General features: G+C 56.7%; 16 protein-coding genes and 1 pseudogene. 9 read left to right on the forward strand and 8 right to left on the reverse strand.

Annotation, left to right across the window (positions count from 1 at the left end; translation table 11 throughout):
- Positions 1–81: 81 nt before the first annotated feature.
- A complete protein-coding gene (locus ACA060_RS11525) occupies positions 82–1,731 on the reverse strand; it encodes a GMC family oxidoreductase (protein ID WP_497317320.1) in 1,650 nt (549 codons plus the stop codon).
- 133 nt (positions 1,732–1,864) lie between these two features.
- Here ACA060_RS11525 and ACA060_RS11530 point away from each other — a divergent pair, with 133 nt between their 5' ends.
- The 3 genes from ACA060_RS11530 to ACA060_RS11540 all read left to right on the forward strand — a co-directional run bounded on the left by ACA060_RS11530 (position 1,865) and on the right by ACA060_RS11540 (position 4,167).
- A complete protein-coding gene (locus ACA060_RS11530; protein WP_497317322.1) occupies positions 1,865–2,761 on the forward strand; it encodes a LysR family transcriptional regulator in 897 nt (298 codons plus the stop codon).
- 150 nt (positions 2,762–2,911) lie between these two features.
- Complete coding sequence (locus ACA060_RS11535) at positions 2,912–3,793, forward strand: tetratricopeptide repeat protein (RefSeq protein ID WP_497317324.1); 882 nt, start codon at positions 2,912–2,914, stop codon at positions 3,791–3,793.
- A 158-nt stretch (positions 3,794–3,951) separates the two neighbouring features.
- Positions 3,952–4,167 carry a DUF4287 domain-containing protein gene (locus tag ACA060_RS11540; RefSeq protein WP_497317326.1) on the forward strand — a complete coding sequence of 72 codons (216 nt, stop codon included), beginning with the start codon at positions 3,952–3,954 and terminating at the stop codon, positions 4,165–4,167.
- A gap of 217 nt (positions 4,168–4,384) precedes the next feature.
- Here ACA060_RS11540 and ACA060_RS11545 read toward each other — a convergent pair whose 3' ends face one another.
- From ACA060_RS11545 to ACA060_RS11575, 7 genes are read right to left on the reverse strand one after another with little or no spacing between them, the layout of a single operon-like run.
- On the reverse strand, positions 4,385–5,803 hold the full coding sequence (locus ACA060_RS11545) for an ATP-binding protein (protein WP_497317328.1): 1,419 nt from the start codon (positions 5,801–5,803) through the stop codon (positions 4,385–4,387).
- A complete protein-coding gene (locus tag ACA060_RS11550) occupies positions 5,800–6,462 on the reverse strand; it encodes a response regulator (protein ID WP_109629839.1) in 663 nt (220 codons plus the stop codon). Before ACA060_RS11550 ends, ACA060_RS11545 begins: the two co-directional genes overlap by 4 nt.
- An 11-nt stretch (positions 6,463–6,473) precedes the next feature.
- Entirely contained in the window at positions 6,474–7,118 is a 645-nt protein-coding gene (locus tag ACA060_RS11555; RefSeq protein WP_497317330.1) for a tetratricopeptide repeat protein, read from the reverse strand.
- The gene (locus ACA060_RS11560; protein WP_109629845.1) at positions 7,115–7,924 is read right to left on the reverse strand and encodes an SDR family oxidoreductase; all 810 of its coding nucleotides are present in this window, start codon (positions 7,922–7,924) and stop codon (positions 7,115–7,117) included. Before ACA060_RS11560 ends, ACA060_RS11555 begins: the two co-directional genes overlap by 4 nt.
- Entirely contained in the window at positions 7,911–8,585 is a 675-nt protein-coding gene (locus ACA060_RS11565; protein ID WP_497317332.1) for an iron-containing redox enzyme family protein, read from the reverse strand. Before ACA060_RS11565 ends, ACA060_RS11560 begins: the two co-directional genes overlap by 14 nt.
- Positions 8,582–10,063, reverse strand: coding sequence for an AMP-binding protein (locus ACA060_RS11570; RefSeq protein ID WP_497317334.1), 1,482 nt, complete (start codon positions 10,061–10,063; stop codon positions 8,582–8,584). Before ACA060_RS11570 ends, ACA060_RS11565 begins: the two co-directional genes overlap by 4 nt.
- Positions 10,053–10,730: a thermostable hemolysin gene (locus ACA060_RS11575; RefSeq protein ID WP_497317336.1), complete on the reverse strand. Its 678-nt coding sequence runs from the start codon at positions 10,728–10,730 to the stop codon at positions 10,053–10,055. Before ACA060_RS11575 ends, ACA060_RS11570 begins: the two co-directional genes overlap by 11 nt.
- A 205-nt stretch (positions 10,731–10,935) precedes the next feature.
- Between ACA060_RS11575 and ACA060_RS11580 the strand changes: the two genes are divergently transcribed.
- The 6 genes and pseudogenes from ACA060_RS11580 to ACA060_RS11605 all read left to right on the forward strand — a co-directional run bounded on the left by ACA060_RS11580 (position 10,936) and on the right by ACA060_RS11605 (position 16,786).
- A complete protein-coding gene (locus ACA060_RS11580) occupies positions 10,936–11,508 on the forward strand; it encodes a cytochrome b (protein ID WP_102595685.1) in 573 nt (190 codons plus the stop codon).
- 488 nt (positions 11,509–11,996) lie between these two features.
- Positions 11,997–12,359 (forward strand): DUF6124 family protein, encoded by a 363-nt coding sequence (locus ACA060_RS11585; protein ID WP_497317338.1) that lies wholly within the window; start codon positions 11,997–11,999, stop codon positions 12,357–12,359.
- Between the two features lie 248 nt (positions 12,360–12,607).
- The gene (locus ACA060_RS11590; protein ID WP_497317340.1) at positions 12,608–13,573 is read left to right on the forward strand and encodes a restriction endonuclease; all 966 of its coding nucleotides are present in this window, start codon (positions 12,608–12,610) and stop codon (positions 13,571–13,573) included.
- A 64-nt stretch (positions 13,574–13,637) separates the two neighbouring features.
- Positions 13,638–13,883 (forward strand): annotated as a pseudogene (locus tag ACA060_RS11595) (DUF6124 family protein); the annotation flags it as partial.
- 612 nt (positions 13,884–14,495) lie between these two features.
- On the forward strand, positions 14,496–15,590 hold the full coding sequence (locus tag ACA060_RS11600) for a DUF2971 domain-containing protein (RefSeq protein ID WP_497317342.1): 1,095 nt from the start codon (positions 14,496–14,498) through the stop codon (positions 15,588–15,590).
- Between the two features lie 191 nt (positions 15,591–15,781).
- Positions 15,782–16,786, forward strand: coding sequence for an SIR2 family protein (locus ACA060_RS11605; protein ID WP_497317343.1), 1,005 nt, complete (start codon positions 15,782–15,784; stop codon positions 16,784–16,786).
- Positions 16,787–16,832: the final 46 nt, after the last annotated feature.

A 16,832-nucleotide genomic window follows, 5' to 3' on the forward strand; every position in this document is an offset into this window, starting at 1 on the left:
GTCCGTGAATCAGGGTGCGATCCCTTGTGGGAGCGAGCCTGCTCGCGATAGCGGTGTGTCAGTTGACACCAATGCTGGGTGTCACACCGTCATCGCGAGCAGGCTCGCTCCCACAGGGGGTGTGTCAACAGTAGCGGTAAGGATCAGTTGCGCAGCCTTTTCGGCAATCATCAACGTAGGCGAACAGGTATTGCCCGAGGTGATGCGGGGCATGATCGAAGCATCAGCAACGCGCAGACCGGGAATCCCATGAACGCGAAGCTCGGCATCCACCACCGCATCCCCATCATTGCCCATGCGGCAGGTGCCCACCGGATGGAAAATCGTCGTGCCAATTCGCGCTGCGGCTTCGTGCAATTCCTCTTCAGTCTGCAAGCGGTCACCGGGCAAATACTCAATAGGTTTGAACGCTTGCAGGGCAGGGGCGGCGACGATGCGCCGGGTCAGGCGAATAGCATCAGCCGCAACCCGCAAATCCTTCGGATGGCTCAAATAATTGGGTTGAATCAACGGCGCTTCCTGCGGATCAGTGGAACGAATTTCCACGCGCCCGCGACTCTGCGGCCTCAGATCGCAAACCGACGCAGTGAAAGCAGGGAAGGCATGCAACGGCTCACCAAACCGCTCCAGCGATAGCGGCTGAACATGGTATTCAAGATTGGCCGACGTCTGCTCCGGCCCCGACCGGGCAAACGCCCCGAGCTGACTCGGCGCCATCGACAGCGGGCCGCTGCGGTCATACAGATAGCGCAAGCCCATGCCCATCTTGCCCCACACGCTGCCGGCGATCTGGTTCAACGTGCGCGCATTTTCCAGTTTGTAGATCAGCCGCAGTTGCAGGTGATCCTGCAAATTACCGCCCACCCCGGGCAGCTCATGGGCCACGCCGATTCCCAGTTTTTCAAGCAGCGGGCGAGGGCCGATTCCGGAGCGTTGCAGGATGCTCGGCGAGCCGACAGAGCCCGCGCACAACACGATTTCCTTGCGTGCCTTGAAGGTTTTCGCCTGACCCTGATAACGCGTACTGACCGCCGAAGCACGGCCGTTTTCCAGCAGCACGCGGTCCACTTCGACGTCGGTCAGCACGGTGAGATTGGGTCGGTTACGGATCGGTTTGAGAAACGCCTTGGCCGCGTTCCAGCGAATCCCGCCTTTCTGGTTGACCTGAAAATAGCCGCAGCCTTCGTTATCGCCCTGGTTGAAGTCATCGATGCTGGCAATGCCGGTTTGCTCGGCGGCGCTGCGGAACGCGTCCAGGATCGGCCATGACAGCCGTTGACGCTCGATCCGCCATTCCCCGGCGGCGCCGTGAAATTCCGAGTCGCCGGCAAAATGGTTTTCGCTTTTCTTGAACAGCGGCAGCACGTCGTTCCAGCGCCAGCCCGGATTGCCGTCGGCGGCCCAGCCGTCATAGTCGCCGGCCTGGCCGCGCATGTAGATCATGCCGTTGATTGAGGAGCAGCCGCCCAGCACTTTGCCGCGCGGGTAACTCAAGGCGCGACCTTGCAGGCCGGGTTGCGCTTCGGTCTTGAAGCACCAGTCGGTGCGCGGGTTGCCGATGCAGAACAGGTAACCGACGGGGATATGAATCCACGCGTAGTTATCGCGGCCGCCGGCTTCGAGCAGCAATACGCGGTGTTGCGGGTTGGCCGACAGCCGATTGGCCAGCAAACACCCGGCCGGCCCGGCGCCGACCACGATGTAGTCGAATTCATCAAGGGAAGTCTGCATCCCTGACCTCGTATTGTTGTTCTTGTTGTCGGTCATCCTAGTTGTTAGCTTTCGTCAAAAGAATGTTAGTTTTTGCGCAGCCGCTGTGCGTTTTTAGACAGCACCTCACCCAGCGTAGACCCAAGGACGACTCATGTTCGACTGGAATGACCTGCGGTTTTTTCTCGAATTGCAGCGCAGCGGGCGTTTGCTCACCGCCGCCCGCCGTTTGAACACCACGCACGCCACCGTCGCCCGGCACATCGAGGCCATCGAAAAGAGCCTCGGCACCGCGCTGTTTGTCCAGCACGCCCAGGGCTACGAACTGACCCCGGCCGGCGAAGCGCTGCTCAAACACGCCGAAGCCATGGAAAACGTCGCGTTGCTGGCGCAAGAGGAAATCACCCAGTCCACCGCGCCACTGGGCAAAATCCGCGTTGGCGTCACCGAAGGATTGGGCATCATGTTCCTCGCCAGCCGCATGAACGGCCTGTTCGAACGCTACCCTGGACTGGAAGTGGAACTGGTGGCCGTGCCGCGCTTCGTCAGCATCCTCAACCGCGAAGCCGAGATCAGCATCCACCTCGAACGCCCGGCTGCCGACATGCTGGTCACGCGCAAACTCACCGACTATCGCCTGGCGCTCTACGCCAGCCAGGCCTACCTCGACAAGGCGCCCCCGCTGCACAGCCGCGAAGACCTCGGCCGCCACGCGTGGATCGGCTACGTCGACGATTTGCTGTTCAGCCAGGAATTGATGTTCCTCAACAGCTTCTGCCGCAACCCGCAAGTGGTGTTCCACAGCACCAGCGTCATCGCCCAGCAACAGGCGGCGCGTTCGGGATTGGGGATCGCGGTGCTGCCGTGCTACATGGCCAGCGCCGATCCGGAACTGGTGCCGTTGTTTCCGGATGAGAGCATTGAGCGCAGCTACTGGATCAGCACGCGGCGGGAGCTGCACAAGTCGGTGAGATTGCGGGTGATGTGGGATTACGTGGTGGAGCTATGCGAACGCGAACAAACCTTACTGCGCGGCCCAAATCCCCTGTAGGAGCGAAGCTTGCTCGCGAAGGCGTCAAGCCTGATACACCGCGTATTCGTTCTTCGCGGGCAAGCCTCGCTCCTACACACCCACGTCAGGTAACTCAGTTTTTCTTCACGACGGCCGATGAAGTTCAGACGATTTCATCGGATGCAGTTCATGAACAAGGCTGTTGCTTTACTGGCGTTCACTGCTCTCATTGCAGGATGCCAATCCATCCTCCTTCCAAGCGGTCTGGACAATAAAGTTTCCCCCGGCTTGCGTTGCTTTGGTTACTGGGGTCATGAGTCCACCAACGCGCTGGAGGCCGCCTATATCCAGGAACTTAGCAAAAGCGGCGATAGCTTATGCAGATCGATCCTCGGCAGTCTTTACGAGAATGGTCATGGTGTGCCCCAGGACATACCGAAAGCCAAGGCTATCTATCAGTCCTTGGCCGACGCCGATCCGAGGGCCTATGGCGAACTCGGCCGCATGGCGGAAAAAGGCATTGGCGGGCCGCCCAGCCTGGTTGAGGCCCGACAGTTTTATCAGCGTGCCGTCGCCAAACCCGGGGCTCCCGACAATGAAGTCAAACTGGCTGAGTTCATGGAGTACGGCATAGGCGGCCCCCAGGACTTCCAGGGTGCGCTGAAGCATTACTTGAATTCCGCCGGGGTCATCGACAGCGCCTCATGGGAAGGCGTGGCACGGATGCGCGCCAAAGGCCTGACCCTGACAACTGAACAGCAACAGCGCTACAACTACGTCTTCGCCAGCCGCGTGCAGGACGGCGTCAGAAAGAAGAGCGAGGCCATCAAGGAGACCCTGGCGGCGGAGCACACGCCGGTGCCTGCCAGCAAACGTGTGCAAGTACAGCTGGTATATACGCCCGGGTCGGTGGTTCCTGCGATCTCGTTGCTGGAAAGTTCGGGTAATAGAGCAATCGACCAAAAGGTAATGCAGGGCTTCAGCGACTATCGCTTCCCCGCCGATCCAATGATGCCCCCGAGCCAGAAGACTTATAAGGCGATTGGTACCCTTAATGGAGCGTTGAAGTGACAGGCTCCAGCCAACACCGCTGAGTTATTCGCAATGACGAGGCGGGTCGAGTGAAGGCGGGGCAGGGTGGTTGCCGGAATTGCACTTGGCGTCCAATCTTAGGCGTGACGACAAGGAGCGTTATCCGACACTCCGTCGCGAAACAGGGAGCTTGCAGCATGAGCGAAGAGACAAAAGTGAAAGGCCCGGCGTCGTACTTCCCGTCCATCGAGAAAAAGTATGGCCAGCCGATCAGCCATTGGCTGGATTTGCTGGGAACCGTGAGTGGCAAGAAGCATATGGAAATGGTGGCTTGGCTGAAGGAGGAGCACGGGATGGGGCATGGCCATGCGAATGCGTTGGTGGCGCATTATTTGGCGAGTGCTAAAAAGTGAGGCAGCTGTTAACGGCTGGCTAAGTTGTATGGCAATGACTTCAAGGCTGGATGTGCCACCGCCATCGCGAGCAGGCTCGCTCCCACATTGGTTCGGTGTCGTTCGCGAGTGTTGTGGTCGACACCGGCCCCTGTGGGAGTGAGCCTGCTCGCGATGGCGTCGGATCTGACACACCGCATTCAGGCGAGGATTACTCGCTCGGCGGTATCGGGATCACTCAAGCACTCGGCGGCAACTCGCGGGTGGTTCGCTGGAGCGGGTCGCGCGGCTGGCTGTCGGGAATGGACAGCGTCGCGCACAACCCACCTTCGGGGCGGTTGGCCAGCGTGATGCGTCCGCCCAGTCGGGTTGCGATGGTGTTGACGATGGTCAGGCCCAAACCCGCTCCATGGGCATTCCCACGGCTGTAGAACCGTTCAAACAACCGCCCGCGATCCGCTTCGTCGATGCCGGGCCCCTGGTCCTCGACGCTCAGCGAATAGAACCCGTCCGCCTGACTCAACTGCACCGTGATAACGCCGTGTTCGGGGGAAAAGTTGGCCGCGTTGCTGATCAGGTTGTTGAGGGCGATGTCGATGGCGGCGGCGTCGGCCACCACTTCAAAAGGGCGATCCGTAACGTCGAACGCCAGCTCAAGGTTTTTACTCAGCAACCACGGCGTCAGTTGCACGAGGCTGTCTCGCACGGTGGCGGCCAGGTCGATGCGCTGCAGCACCGGGTCCATGCCTTTGGGTTCGAGGCGGGCCATGGTCAGCAGTTGATTGACCAGCCGGCTGGTGCGGTCGACGCCGGCAATCAGGAACTCCAGGGATTCACGGCGTTCCTGTTCAGTGCCGGCCTCCAGCAGGTTTTGCGCATGCACACGCAGCACGGCCAGCGGGGTGCGCATTTCGTGGGCGGCGTCGGCGATGAAGCGCCGTTCGCGGCCCAGCACTTCCTGAATCTGCGCGAGCATGCGGTTGAGCGCCGCTTGCATCGGCTCCAGTTCACTGGGCAACGGGGTCAGTTGCAGCGGCTCCAGCGAACCGCTGTGCCGCGCGCGCAAGGTCGCCGCCATGTCTTCCAGCGGCTTGAGGCCCCAGCCGATGGCCATCCAGATCATCGCCGCCAGAATCAGGCTGCCCAGCACATTGGGCCACAAGGTGTGCCGCACGATCCGGTCCACCAGGTCCGAGCGCACGTCGTCCCGTTCGCCCACCCAGATTCTCAGGTCGTTCTGTTTGTCTTCCAGCAGGAACGCGCGCCAGTGGCGGTTGTTCAGGTCCACCACGTCGCTGAAGCCGGGTTTGGTCGGCGGCGCGTTGAAGGAGGGCGCGCTGGCCGTGTGCACCAGCACTTCACCGGTGCGGTTCCACACCTGAAAGGCCATTTTCGATTCGTAGGGATGGCCGTCGACCCGAGGCTCCGCTTCGCCCAGCGCCTTGTTGAAGGCCTGATACAGATCGGCGTGTTCCTTGCTCGCCATCGGCATGCGCATCACCCCCTGCAACAGCCGGGCGTTTTGCGCGAGTTGGGCATCGTAGACTTCGGCGATTTCGTGATTGCTGTCGTGCAGGTTGAACAGGCTGATCACCGCCACCCCCACCAGCATCAGGCCGATGATCAGCGTGAGGGTGCGGCGCCGGATCGACGTCATCGACGCTCCTCCACCAGATAACCGACACCGCGAATGGTGCGGATCAGGTCGGTGGAGAATTTTTTGCGCAGGTGATGAATGTGCACTTCCAGGGTGTTGCTTTCGGCTTCTTCATTCCAGCCATACAGCAACTGCATCAAGTGATCGCGGGTCATGACCCGGCCCGGCGGCGACAGCAATTCGTGGAGCAACTGATATTCCTTGGGCGTCAGCGCCACTGGCTCGCCCTGATAACTGACTTGCTGGGTGCCGGGGTTCAGGCTGATGCCAGCGTGTTCGATCAGCACCTGGGCGCGGCCGGCACTGCGGCGCAACAAGGCCCGCAAGCGAGCCTTCAGTTCCGCCAGATCAAACGGCTTGATCAGGTAATCGTCGGCCCCGGCATCCAGTCCGGCAATGCGGTCTTCGGTCGCGTCCCGCGCGGTGAGAATCAGCACCGGCAGGTTGGAACCGCTGTCGCGCAAGCGCCGCAGCACTTCCAGCCCGTCCATGCGCGGCAGACCGAGGTCGAGCACCGCCAGGTCAAAGGTTTCACTGAGCAGCGCATGCAAGGCGCTGGCGCCGTCCTTTAGCCAGTCGACGGTGTAGCCCTCGCGGCCGAGGGCTTGATGGATGCCCTCGCCGAGCGCAACGTCGTCCTCAATCAGTAATAAGCGCACACGGACTCCTGTCAGTTAAGTTTCTTGTTCACGTCCACCAGCAACGTTTCGATCTCTTTGCGTCGCCCGGCGTCGGCGAGTTCCCGGCCTGGTCTTGGGGCGGCTTGCAGGGCCTTTTTCAATGCGGTCTGCGCTTCGTTGTAGCGTTTTTGACGGTAGAGGTGATCGCCCCAGAAGTACAGACTATCGATGCCCTCCGGGTTGAGTTGCAAGGCCTGTTTGAGTAACTGTTCGGCCTTGTCCGAGTCGCCGAAACCGATCGGCCAGCCGGGGACGCGGTCATACAACGCGCCGAGGCTGGTGTAGGCCGAGCCTTGCAGGGCTTTGGGGTCCAGCGTCATGGCTTTTTCCAGATCGGCTTTCGCCGCTTTCACCTTGCTCAGCGCACCGAGTCCACCCTGCGCACCGGCCCAACTGCTGCTGACGATACCGGACCAGATCCACGCTTCGGCCACCGATTGGCGTTCCTGGGTGAACGCGGACGCCTGGGCCGCCAGCCTCTCGAAGGCGGCGGTGCGTTGCGCTTCCGGGACTTCGTATTGAATGTGCGCCCAGCTTTGCTGGATGCCCTGAAGGCGTTGCTGGTCGGCGGGTTCCAGTGCCCAGACGCTTTGGCTCAGGGCCCCCAGCAGCAGGCACGCGATGATTTTTTTCATGGTTTGAGGTTCTCGTTGTCAGGCTTTTGACTCAGGCGACGGATCAGCGGCAATTGCTTGCGCAAGCCACGGTCCACCAGATTGGGCAGCAGGCTGTTGAGGCGCACGAAAAAGCGCTCCGGCCAGCCCAGGTACAAGTCGCGGCGGTCACCGGCAATCGCATGCATCACCGCAGCGGCAACGGTTTGCGGATCATCGACGTTGGCCTTGAGCGCATCGTTCAACGCCTGCGCGGCCGGGCTGTTCATGCTGGTGCGGGTGGCGCGCGGGGCGACGTAGAGCACGCTGACCCGGGTGTCCGCCAGTTCCCGGCGCAAGGCCTCGGAAAACCCGCGCAAGGCAAACTTGGTGGCGCAATAACTGGCGTAACCGGGGTAGCCGATGGAGCCGTAAGTCGAGCCGACGTTCACCACCATTGCGCTCTCGGCTTGCTTGAGCAGCGGCAGCAGGGTTTTGGTCAGGCAGATCGGCGCGCTGATGTTCACCGCCAGCATCGCGTGGACGTCGCTGTCCTCCAGCTGTTCGAGCATGGCGAAGTGATTGACCCCGGCGGCGTTGATCAGCAGGTTGACCCCGCCAATCGCTTCTGCCGCGCTCAGCACCTTGCGCCGGTCGGACAGCACGGTCAGGTCCGCGCCGATCCAGCACAGGTGTTGCGGATAGCGTTCAAGCAAAGGCAGCAGCGGTTCCTGGTGCCGCGCCACCGCGAGCACCCGGGCGCCACTGGCACACAGCGCGGTCGCGATCGCCAGGCCGATGCCGCCGCTGGCACCGGTCAGCACCACGCGAGCTTCATGCAACTTCATGCAGGGCCTCCCCGTCACGCGGCAAGCCGCGGAACATGTCGGTGTAAAGCCTGTACACCACTTTGGAAGCGTGAATCACCGCCGCCTGGTCCGCCGGATCGTCAAGGGTGTTCATCAACCGGCGATAGGTTTGCATGTGCTCGATGTCCAGGGAGCCATGGGAACTCAGGTAACTGAAGGCGCTCTCCGGCAACGCCAGACGCTCGCGAATGCTGCCGGCGGCGTGGGTGGCCAGGGCAATGCTGGTGCCTTCCAGCACGTTGACCATGCCGAACAGACCGACCGGGTTATCGCGGGCAATCAGGTCGTAGAGGTAGCTGACCATCAATTCAATCGGCAGGCTCGGACGACCGTCGCGCACGGCAATGCGGTCGCCGCCGCAGGCTTCGATATCGTCCAGCACCCACTGCTCGTGACCGTATTCCTCCTCGATGTACTCGCACACCGCTTTACGCAGCCATTCAAGGCGGGACGGCAATTTCGCCCCGCACGCCATCATCAACGGCACGGTGTGGCGCACGTGGTAATAGGCTTGCGCCAGGAAAGCCCGGTAGCTTTCGAGGCTGACCTTGCCCTCAAGGGCATCGCGGATGACCGGCAGGTTGAACAGTTCATGGCGTTCGTGTTGCGTGGCTTCTTGCAGCGTGTCGAAAAAACTCATGATGCGGATTCCTCGGAAAATACAGATTCAGTCAGTTGCGCCCGATAGCGCTCGACGATGGCGTCACGGCGCGGGCGGCCATTGGCGGTAAGCAGGCCATTGGCGGGGGTGAACGGTTGATCGAGACGGGTCCAGTGATGGACCTGCGCATAACCGGGCAAGGCCTCGTTGGCCTCGGCGACGGCGGCGGCCAGTTCGGCGTCGGTGCAGTCCGGACGATGCGGCCAGAGCAGCGCGTGGTTGTGCGGCATGGCTTCGCCGTAGACGAAGGCCTGGGCGATATGGCGGCGCTGGGTCAGTTCGGACTCGACCCATTCCGGGTTGACGTTGCGCCCGAAACTGGTGACGAACTGATGCTTCTTGCGCCCCTTCAGATAGAGAAAACCATCCGGGTCAAACTCGCCGAGATCGCCGGTTGGCCACCATTCTTCGCTGTGCGGCGCCTCGCCCAGGTAACCGAGCAAGGTCGAGCCCTTGACCAGCACTTCGCCGTCCTCCGCCAGGCGAATCTTCACGTGGGGCAGGGGCTTGCCAACACTGCCGGCGCGGCGCGCTTCGGGGCGATTGAGGCACACCACCGAGGCGCATTCCGACAGCCCATAACCTTCGTAAACGGGTAGGCCAATCCGTTGCGCACGCTGCAGCAACTCCTCGGAAACCCGCGCGCCACCCACTGCGGCGAAACGCAGCGAGTAGGGGCTAAAGGCTTTCTGCTCCGCGGCGCTGACCAGCATCAGCAACAACTGCGGCACCAGGATCAGACTTTCGGGCGCACGGGCCGCCAGGCAACCCAGCAACCGCGGCACATCAACACCGCTGGCCCCCTGAATCCCCAAGGTTTTCTGACTGGGCAAACTCAACTTGGCACCGGCATACAACGCCGCGTAGCACCCGAGGTTTTCCAGCAAAATCGCCAGCGGCAGCAGGGCCAGGTGATGCTGCGGATCGCTGGGTTTGCTGGCCTGATTCAGTTCGCGAGCGACCGTCAACAGGCTCTCGGCGCTAAGGCACACGCCTTTGGGCGTGCCCGTGGTGCCCGAGGTGAACGTCAGTTTGGCGGTCCCTTCCGGCATACGGTTGGGGCCGCTGAACGTGCGGCGCCAGAACTCACCGTTTTTCTCGTAACCGGCCGTTTGCAGCTCGTCGTCCAGCGCAGGCTCGGCAATCACCCGTTCCGCCTGGCTCTGTTCCAGGCAATGGGCGCGTTGAGCCGGGCTGAAAAACGGCGGCAGCGTCAGGCACGTCAGGCCTTCGAACAGCGCCGCCAAGTCCCAGAGCATCGCTTCGACGCCATTGTCCAACGCCAGCGCGATCACCTTGATTTGCTCATCGCGCAGCCGTTGCTGGCGATACACCACCTCGGCGTACAGCGTCGCGTAATCCACCGTCTGCTGGTCACCCCACAACGCGATGGCGCTGGTCTTGCGCTCAGCGTGGCTGCGCAGGGTCTGTTTGAAACGCTCGGTTTCAGGCGACATGGCTGGATTCCTCAACGGACGTCGGCAAACCCAGGCGATTGAACATCCCGATGTTGCGCAAATGAATGAAACCGGCGCGGATGTTGCCGACGTGCACCCAAGGCTTGCTCTCGTAATAACTGCCCCAGTGCTGGCGCTCATCGCCCAGCCGCTCGGGATCGGCCGCGCACAGCGTCACCGGTTTCAAACCGAGGCGATGAAAGCTGTTGACCAGGCCGATGTTGCCGGTGAACGCCACCCATTCCAGGCCGCCCATGGCCAGCAAATAAGTGATGGCGATGATGCTCATCCGCGCACTGCCGGTGTCACTGGCGGCCAGATTGCCGACCTCGACGATACCGGCACGATCCACCGGGCGGTCCGCCGCAGCACTGATCAGCGGCTCGATCGACTCGTCCAGATAACGTTCCAGAAACAACGACTCAGCATTGGCCATGCGCACACCGGCCACCGCACACAGCGAGCCGGAGGCATCACTCATGCCAAACAGCTCCGGCATGAAATGACGAATGTCGGCGCCATGGGCCTTACGAAAACGTTGCTGAATAAAGGCTTCAAAGACCGGGCGCTCGACGTCGTCCGGCAACGCCCTGGCCAGGTTCATCGGCGGAGCTTCGGCCTGGCCGAAGCGTAGGGGTAGAGGAATATTCCATTCAAAGTCAGGCATTGGAAGACGCCTCCCGAGTAAGTGTGGGAGAAGTATCGAAGCCATTTCTTAACGGAGTCTGAAGGTGAAAAAAAGAGCGACCGGCGCAGTCTTCAGATTGCCTTAAGACTAGGCGGGCAGGGTGTGGCCCGTCGGTGCGGTGACACACCGGACCCCGGCCGCACGAATGACTCGGCAGCCGGCAATGACATTCAAGAGGCCCGTTATGACCCGCGAATCAATGACCCATCGGTATGGAAAACTCTCAATCACCTTGCACTGGCTGATGCTGGCGTTGTTTGTGGGCGTGTACGCCTGCATCGAAATCAAAGGCCTGCTGCCCAAGGGCCAACCGTTGAGAGCCATGTTTCTCGGGCTGCACGGCCTCTTTGGCTTGAGCATTTTTGCCCTGGTGTGGGTGCGCCTGCTCGGACGCCTGACGCCTCGGCCACCGATCACCCCGGCACTGCCCAAATGGCAGACCGGCGTTTCGCACCTGATGCATCTGGCGTTGTACGTCTTGATGATCGCCACACCGTTATTGGCCTGGCTGATGCTCTCGGCCGGCGGCAAACCGATGCCCTATTTCGAGTTCTACCTGCCATCGCCGGTCGCGGTAGACCCGGACCTGGCCAAGCAATTCAAGTACTGGCACGAACTGCTCGGCAGCGCGGGCTACTGGCTGATCGGCTTGCACGCAGCGGCGGGGCTGTTCCATCACTACTGGGTCCGCGACAACACCCTGACGCGCATGCTGCCGGGCCGATCCAGTAATCCCATCAACCAGCGCCAGCGATAAACCCGAACCCGATGCACCCACGACGTCGAATTCGCCACAAGCCCTGTGGGAGCGGGCTTGCCCGCGATGACGCCAGACCTGACACCCCATATTCAGGCATGAATGTTTTGCTCGACTGTCGATGCACTTAAACAGGTTTCAAGGCCCACGTTTAAAGACACTCAGTGTTACGTCCCAACGGCTACAACGCCTTGCGTCATTACCTACGCGTGCGCCAGAATCCGCCGGCTTGTGCGTCTAGGGCGTGGGTTCTATCGTGGTCCCGTCGCTGAAAAACAGCGATGGGTTTGGTAGACCCACAGCATCGACGCATAGCGTCACCTTCGGCGGTCCTTCTTCAGGACTGCGATTTTATGGTGGCCATGCGTAGGGCTTCTTCGGAAGCGCCGGTTCCGATGCCCGGTCTACCAACCTCCGTATGGCCGCCACCCTCCGTTTGGTAGCGAGAGGGCGATGGCTCCTTTTTTAAGTAGCATCGGAGTTTCACCATGATCAAACCAACACCAAACCCACCAGACACCGATCCGGCATCCCCCTACGAATCCCTCGATTCCAAAAAATTCCACGAAGCCGCCGAACGCGCCCTCGACCACTACCTCAACCCAGGTGCCAACATCATGGCCAGCACCCACGAACCCGAACCCATGTTCCTCGCCAACCCCAAATACGATACCGAATCCCTATTGGCCAACGCCAGCGAATCACTGGGCTCGGCTACCACCATGCTCAGCAATTTTGCGGCGTTGCTGGATAACTCGCACCGCAAGACGCTGCTGGGGATTACGCAGGTGGTGATGTTGGGGGAATTGGCGGTGAATCAGGCGTTGGATAAGGTTGAGGTGAAGGAGTAAGGGCAAGCCCTCTGTGGCGGTCGGGTAGGCCGTCGTCACAGAGGGGGCATTAGCAAGTCGACATCCAAATGCATGAGGCCTCAGTTTTCGGGCGAAACCGGATCATTGTTGGCCGCTATCGGGGCAGATGCAGTCAGTGAACCGGCTCAGTCTCGTATAGCTCTCCAGATTCAGTGTCACGTCTTGAAGTGATATGAGCAGCGAACAGACGTGGAGTAATATGCGCTAGCACTCAAATGGTCAGGCTCATGGAGCTGGCTCCCAGGTCAGTTGCTACCACTGCGCGGTTAAAAATCCCGATGGCTATAAAAATTACTCCTCATCTCGTTCAATTAGCCTATGAAGCCGCTCTCAAATCTTTCTGGCGCAAGGAGTCGCTCCGCAAGTTTCTCCGACAATCTCATGTTGCAGAGACTCACTTAGCAACATGGGCGCCGGAAGAGAGTAAGCGAGACTTTTTGGATCGTACGTTCGCTGCGTTGCAGAGAAATGATAAGGGCAAGGCCGTTATTGGAAAAATGGCCAATTTCCTAGCCGAGCAAACTACCTTCCCTGATCTTCGTAATTGGGAGGACTCTGCTTTAAAGATTCAGGATGCATCTAAGGCTGTTTCTGAGTTGAGGGCGTTAATTGCCCGTCAATCCGAAGAGATTCGAACTGAACGAGAACGCGAAGCTGCAAAGGAAAAAGCGCGAGAAGAGCGTGAGATCATTCAAAGACAGCAAGGAAGCCTCGCCACGTTAACGCAACGACTAGATGATCTAGCCCCGCAGATGGGTACAGCGCCGGGAGGGTACGCATTTCAAGACTGGTTCTATGACTTCTTGGCTTTCGCAGAAGTTGAGCATCGCCGCCCATACAATACGGGCGGCAGACAAATTGATGGATCAATCACCATTGACGGAACCACCTACCTTGTTGAACTAAAGTTCACTGCGAGTCAAGCAGGGGGGCCGGACATCGATGTCTTTCGTGGGAAAGTTGAGAGCAAAGCCGATAACACAATGGGTTTGTTCCTATCCATGGCTGGTTATTCTTCGGTGGCGGTAAGGGAGGCATCGGGCAAAAAAAGCACCTTGCTGCTGCTAGACGCCTCTCACATTTACCTCATTCTCACGGGCGGAATGCATTGTTTGGATGTTATTCGTAGGATTCGCCGCCATGCATCTCAAACTGGAGAGGCATTTTTACCAGTTTCATCATTCGGTGGTTGAAGTCATAAAAAGGGGCCGTTTTAGTTTTTTAGTTGGGAAATAGATATGTCCCTTTCTACCCTCCAACCCAAGTGCCCACATCATGGCCAGTACCCACGAACCCGAACCCGTGTTCCTCGCCAACCCGGCGTACGACACCGAATCCCTGCTGGTCGACGCCAGCGAATCACCGGGCTAGGCCACCACGATGCTCAGCAATTGTGCGGCGCTGTTAGATAAGTCACACCGTAAGACACTGCTGGGGATTACTCAGGTGGTGATGTTGGGGGAGTTGGCGGTGAATCAGGCGTTGGATAAGGTTATGAGGTGAGGGAGTAAGTACAAACCCTCTGTGGTGAACGGGTAGTCCGTCGCCACAGAGGGGGAAGTTTAATAAGTCGGCATCCGGATGCGTGACGTCTTAGCTTTCGGGCGAAAAGCGGATCAGCACTGGCTGATATCTGCCCAGAGTGTGTGAAAACGCATCCGTCATTTTGAATCTTGCGTTGCTATTTAAAATCTACCAGCGCTCGCTCAGTTAATAGACCTAAAATTTACGTAGGAACACAATTTTCGGACTTTTTCGTCCGCAGCTGCTGGTCACAAACGTTTTTACATATCCTAGGCCAAAGAAGTCGTCGGCGAGAGCCGACGAAAATCTGGGCGATTTAGAATAGAGTTGATGGTGACTGGTATGTATGGGCCTTAACGGCCGAAGCAAGTTTTTTCAAGTTTTTAGGGCCCGATCTTGCCATATATGATGGCTATACGCTACTCTGTCTATATTTAACTCTGTGGGGCCTAAATAGCTAAACCCTAGGATAGTATATCCAAAATCATATATTCGAAAGTAGCAGGTGGATCCTACGGTGGTGCGCGATCATTAATTACCGCTTTGGTGTTGAGCGATTTGACCATCATAACTTTCAAAAGGGTTTGTGTAGTGAATGTGTTTAAGTATTTCAGGCCTGACGTCTATTTTGAAAAAGCAGTGCGTTACAATGAGTTGTATTTTTCTGAAACTCATGAGCTTAACGATCCTCACGATCTTAAAGCTACTTATTTTTTTGAAAATGATCCGGAGATCTGGACCAAGCTTTTATGTTTGTCAGAGAAAGATTCGGCCTGGTCTATTGATCTCCATGTGGATCCTAATGGCAGAAACCTTGCCAAGAATTTAAATGACCTTTTTAAAGATATTGAGTTCGAGTCCTCTAGCTCAATCAAAACCGTGGTGGAGAGCAAGGCGAAAGAATTAGATGAGATATTTGTATCAGAATTATGGGAGGGGAGCCCAACACTATCGAACTTCTCATTTGCTAGTAAAAACCCACCAAAGGCTCGTGCAGAAATGTGCAGGTTTGAGCTCACGGCACTATTGGGTCGCGGTCATAATAAACTGTTTTACAGTTTGTCATTTTCGAAACGCGCGCTCGAACCAATGATGTGGGCTCACTACGCGGATGGTTTTAAAGGTTGTGTTTTAATTTACGGAGCTGCGAATAATAAACTCTCTGTGAAGCATCATCCTCTAGCACGAGAGGCCGATCTCTACCCATTGCTACCCGTCACATACATAAATGGTGACAAGAGAATTCCTATATTAGATTGTGCGGTCAGTGGCAACATGAAAAAAGTTGCTGCATTGCTTCAAAAAAATTCATTCTGGGAATACGAAAAAGAAGTTCGTCTACTGACAATGGAGGGCATAGATAATAAATTTCAAGCTATTCTGCCTAAGATTCCGAAGAACAGTCGTCAAAAAATTCTCTATCACAATACGAATGATTTGGTTGGTGTGATATTTGGACCTCGCTGCGACGAAAAATATAAAAAGAAAATTGAGGCAATTATCAGGAGTAATCGGTTTTATCAGGATCAGCAATCATTTTTTTCTCTTGGTACTACATTGACCAATGATGGCGAGGTTAAGGTTACTGAAGCCGCGAGATGCATATGTGTCAGTCAATTTGGTGGGCGAAGCCCTATCCCAGAGGATGATTTAGAATATTTACTATCAAGTATCGGGGTCAATTGAGATAAAATTAGTATTTTCTGGGTGTCCAGATCAAAAAGCCCGAATCTATTCCCCTCCAATAATTGCCAATATAGTTATTGCGAGCAGCGTTGGTTAAGGGTATTGGCTGTATCTGAAGGGTGATGCATAAACTGCCTAAGACATAGGATGTCTCTGGTGAAATTATTATTAATATATTTGTTGGTGTTTATATGTCTGCAAGCCTGCTTTTTGGTAATGGTTTCAATAGGGTTTTTGATGTGGGTGATAATTCTGTTAGCTGGGAAGGCTTGCTTTCAGAAATTAAAGGGTTAAATAAGTTTGAAAGTGAAAGCCTTCCCAATACTTTGACATATGAGAGAATTGTTATCGAGGGAGGAGAAAAAAATATAACTTTATCCGAGGAGCATACAAAAAACCTAATAGCTGATAAGTTTTCTATGCAGGGTACGAATAATTTATACGCGCAGATAATTGACTTAGGCTTGAGCAATTACCTTACTACTAACTATGATTTGGCCTTTGAGTTGGCCGTCCAGTCTCCTCCTGTTCTTGAGAATAACTCTGAGGAGCTGTACAGCATACGGAGGAAAAAGGAGTATAGCATTGGTGATTGCACAGCAAGCATTTGGCATATTCACGGGGATATCAACAATCCAAAATCTATCATGTTAGGCTTGGATCATTACTGCGGGTCAATTGGCAAAATCGACGCGTACATCAAAGGGACCTATACATATTCTATAGCTGGTGAAGGTAAGAGAGTTAATGGTATTTCAAAAAAAATAGAAAGTGATTCGTTTGATGGTGTGTCTTGGGTAGAACTATTTTTTAAAGAAGATATTCATATCGTAGGACTGTCACTTGATTACAGTGAGACGGATCTTTGGTGGATATTGGCGCGGCGAGCAAGGATGCAAAAAAACGGAATTTCTATACAAAATAACATCTTTTTTCATTGCAGTTCTTCGGACTGTCCGCAGAAGATAGGCACTCTTAAATCGTTAAATGTCGTAGTAATCCAGTATGAGACTGCATACGGATATGAAAGCATGTATCGGCAGATTATCGCGAATGTAGATAGTATCGAGTGCCAAAAACAGTTCGTGAATAATGTAACGATTATCAACGAATCACAAGTTGCAGAGCTCTCGAATACGAACTACCTGTTTTCTGCGAAAAAAGAATTGGACGCTCAAGAAACATCTTTGGAGTAGTGTAAGAGCGGTGGCGAATTTTTTGTCCCATATGGAAATCAATTCG

It is taken from the genome of Pseudomonas sp. LBUM1671, from assembly GCF_059695685.1.

Bases quoted from the DNA above. Each gene is read 5' to 3' on its own strand.
- ACA060_RS11525 (WP_497317320.1), bottom strand. From the start codon at position 1,731: ATGCAGACTTCCCTTGATGAATTCGACTACATCGTGGTCGGCGCCGGG.
- ACA060_RS11530 (WP_497317322.1), top strand. From the start codon at position 1,865: ATGTTCGACTGGAATGACCTGCGGTTTTTTCTCGAATTGCAGCGCAGC.
- ACA060_RS11535 (WP_497317324.1), top strand. From the start codon at position 2,912: ATGAACAAGGCTGTTGCTTTACTGGCGTTCACTGCTCTCATTGCAGGA.
- ACA060_RS11540 (WP_497317326.1), top strand. From the start codon at position 3,952: ATGAGCGAAGAGACAAAAGTGAAAGGCCCGGCGTCGTACTTCCCGTCC.
- ACA060_RS11545 (WP_497317328.1), bottom strand. From the start codon at position 5,803: ATGACGTCGATCCGGCGCCGCACCCTCACGCTGATCATCGGCCTGATG.
- ACA060_RS11555 (WP_497317330.1), bottom strand. From the start codon at position 7,118: ATGAAAAAAATCATCGCGTGCCTGCTGCTGGGGGCCCTGAGCCAAAGC.
- ACA060_RS11560 (WP_109629845.1), bottom strand. From the start codon at position 7,924: ATGAAGTTGCATGAAGCTCGCGTGGTGCTGACCGGTGCCAGCGGCGGC.
- ACA060_RS11565 (WP_497317332.1), bottom strand. From the start codon at position 8,585: ATGAGTTTTTTCGACACGCTGCAAGAAGCCACGCAACACGAACGCCAT.
- ACA060_RS11570 (WP_497317334.1), bottom strand. From the start codon at position 10,063: ATGTCGCCTGAAACCGAGCGTTTCAAACAGACCCTGCGCAGCCACGCT.
- ACA060_RS11575 (WP_497317336.1), bottom strand. From the start codon at position 10,730: ATGCCTGACTTTGAATGGAATATTCCTCTACCCCTACGCTTCGGCCAG.
- ACA060_RS11580 (WP_102595685.1), top strand. From the start codon at position 10,936: ATGACCCGCGAATCAATGACCCATCGGTATGGAAAACTCTCAATCACC.
- ACA060_RS11585 (WP_497317338.1), top strand. From the start codon at position 11,997: ATGATCAAACCAACACCAAACCCACCAGACACCGATCCGGCATCCCCC.
- ACA060_RS11590 (WP_497317340.1), top strand. From the start codon at position 12,608: ATGGAGCTGGCTCCCAGGTCAGTTGCTACCACTGCGCGGTTAAAAATC.
- ACA060_RS11605 (WP_497317343.1), top strand. From the start codon at position 15,782: ATGTCTGCAAGCCTGCTTTTTGGTAATGGTTTCAATAGGGTTTTTGAT.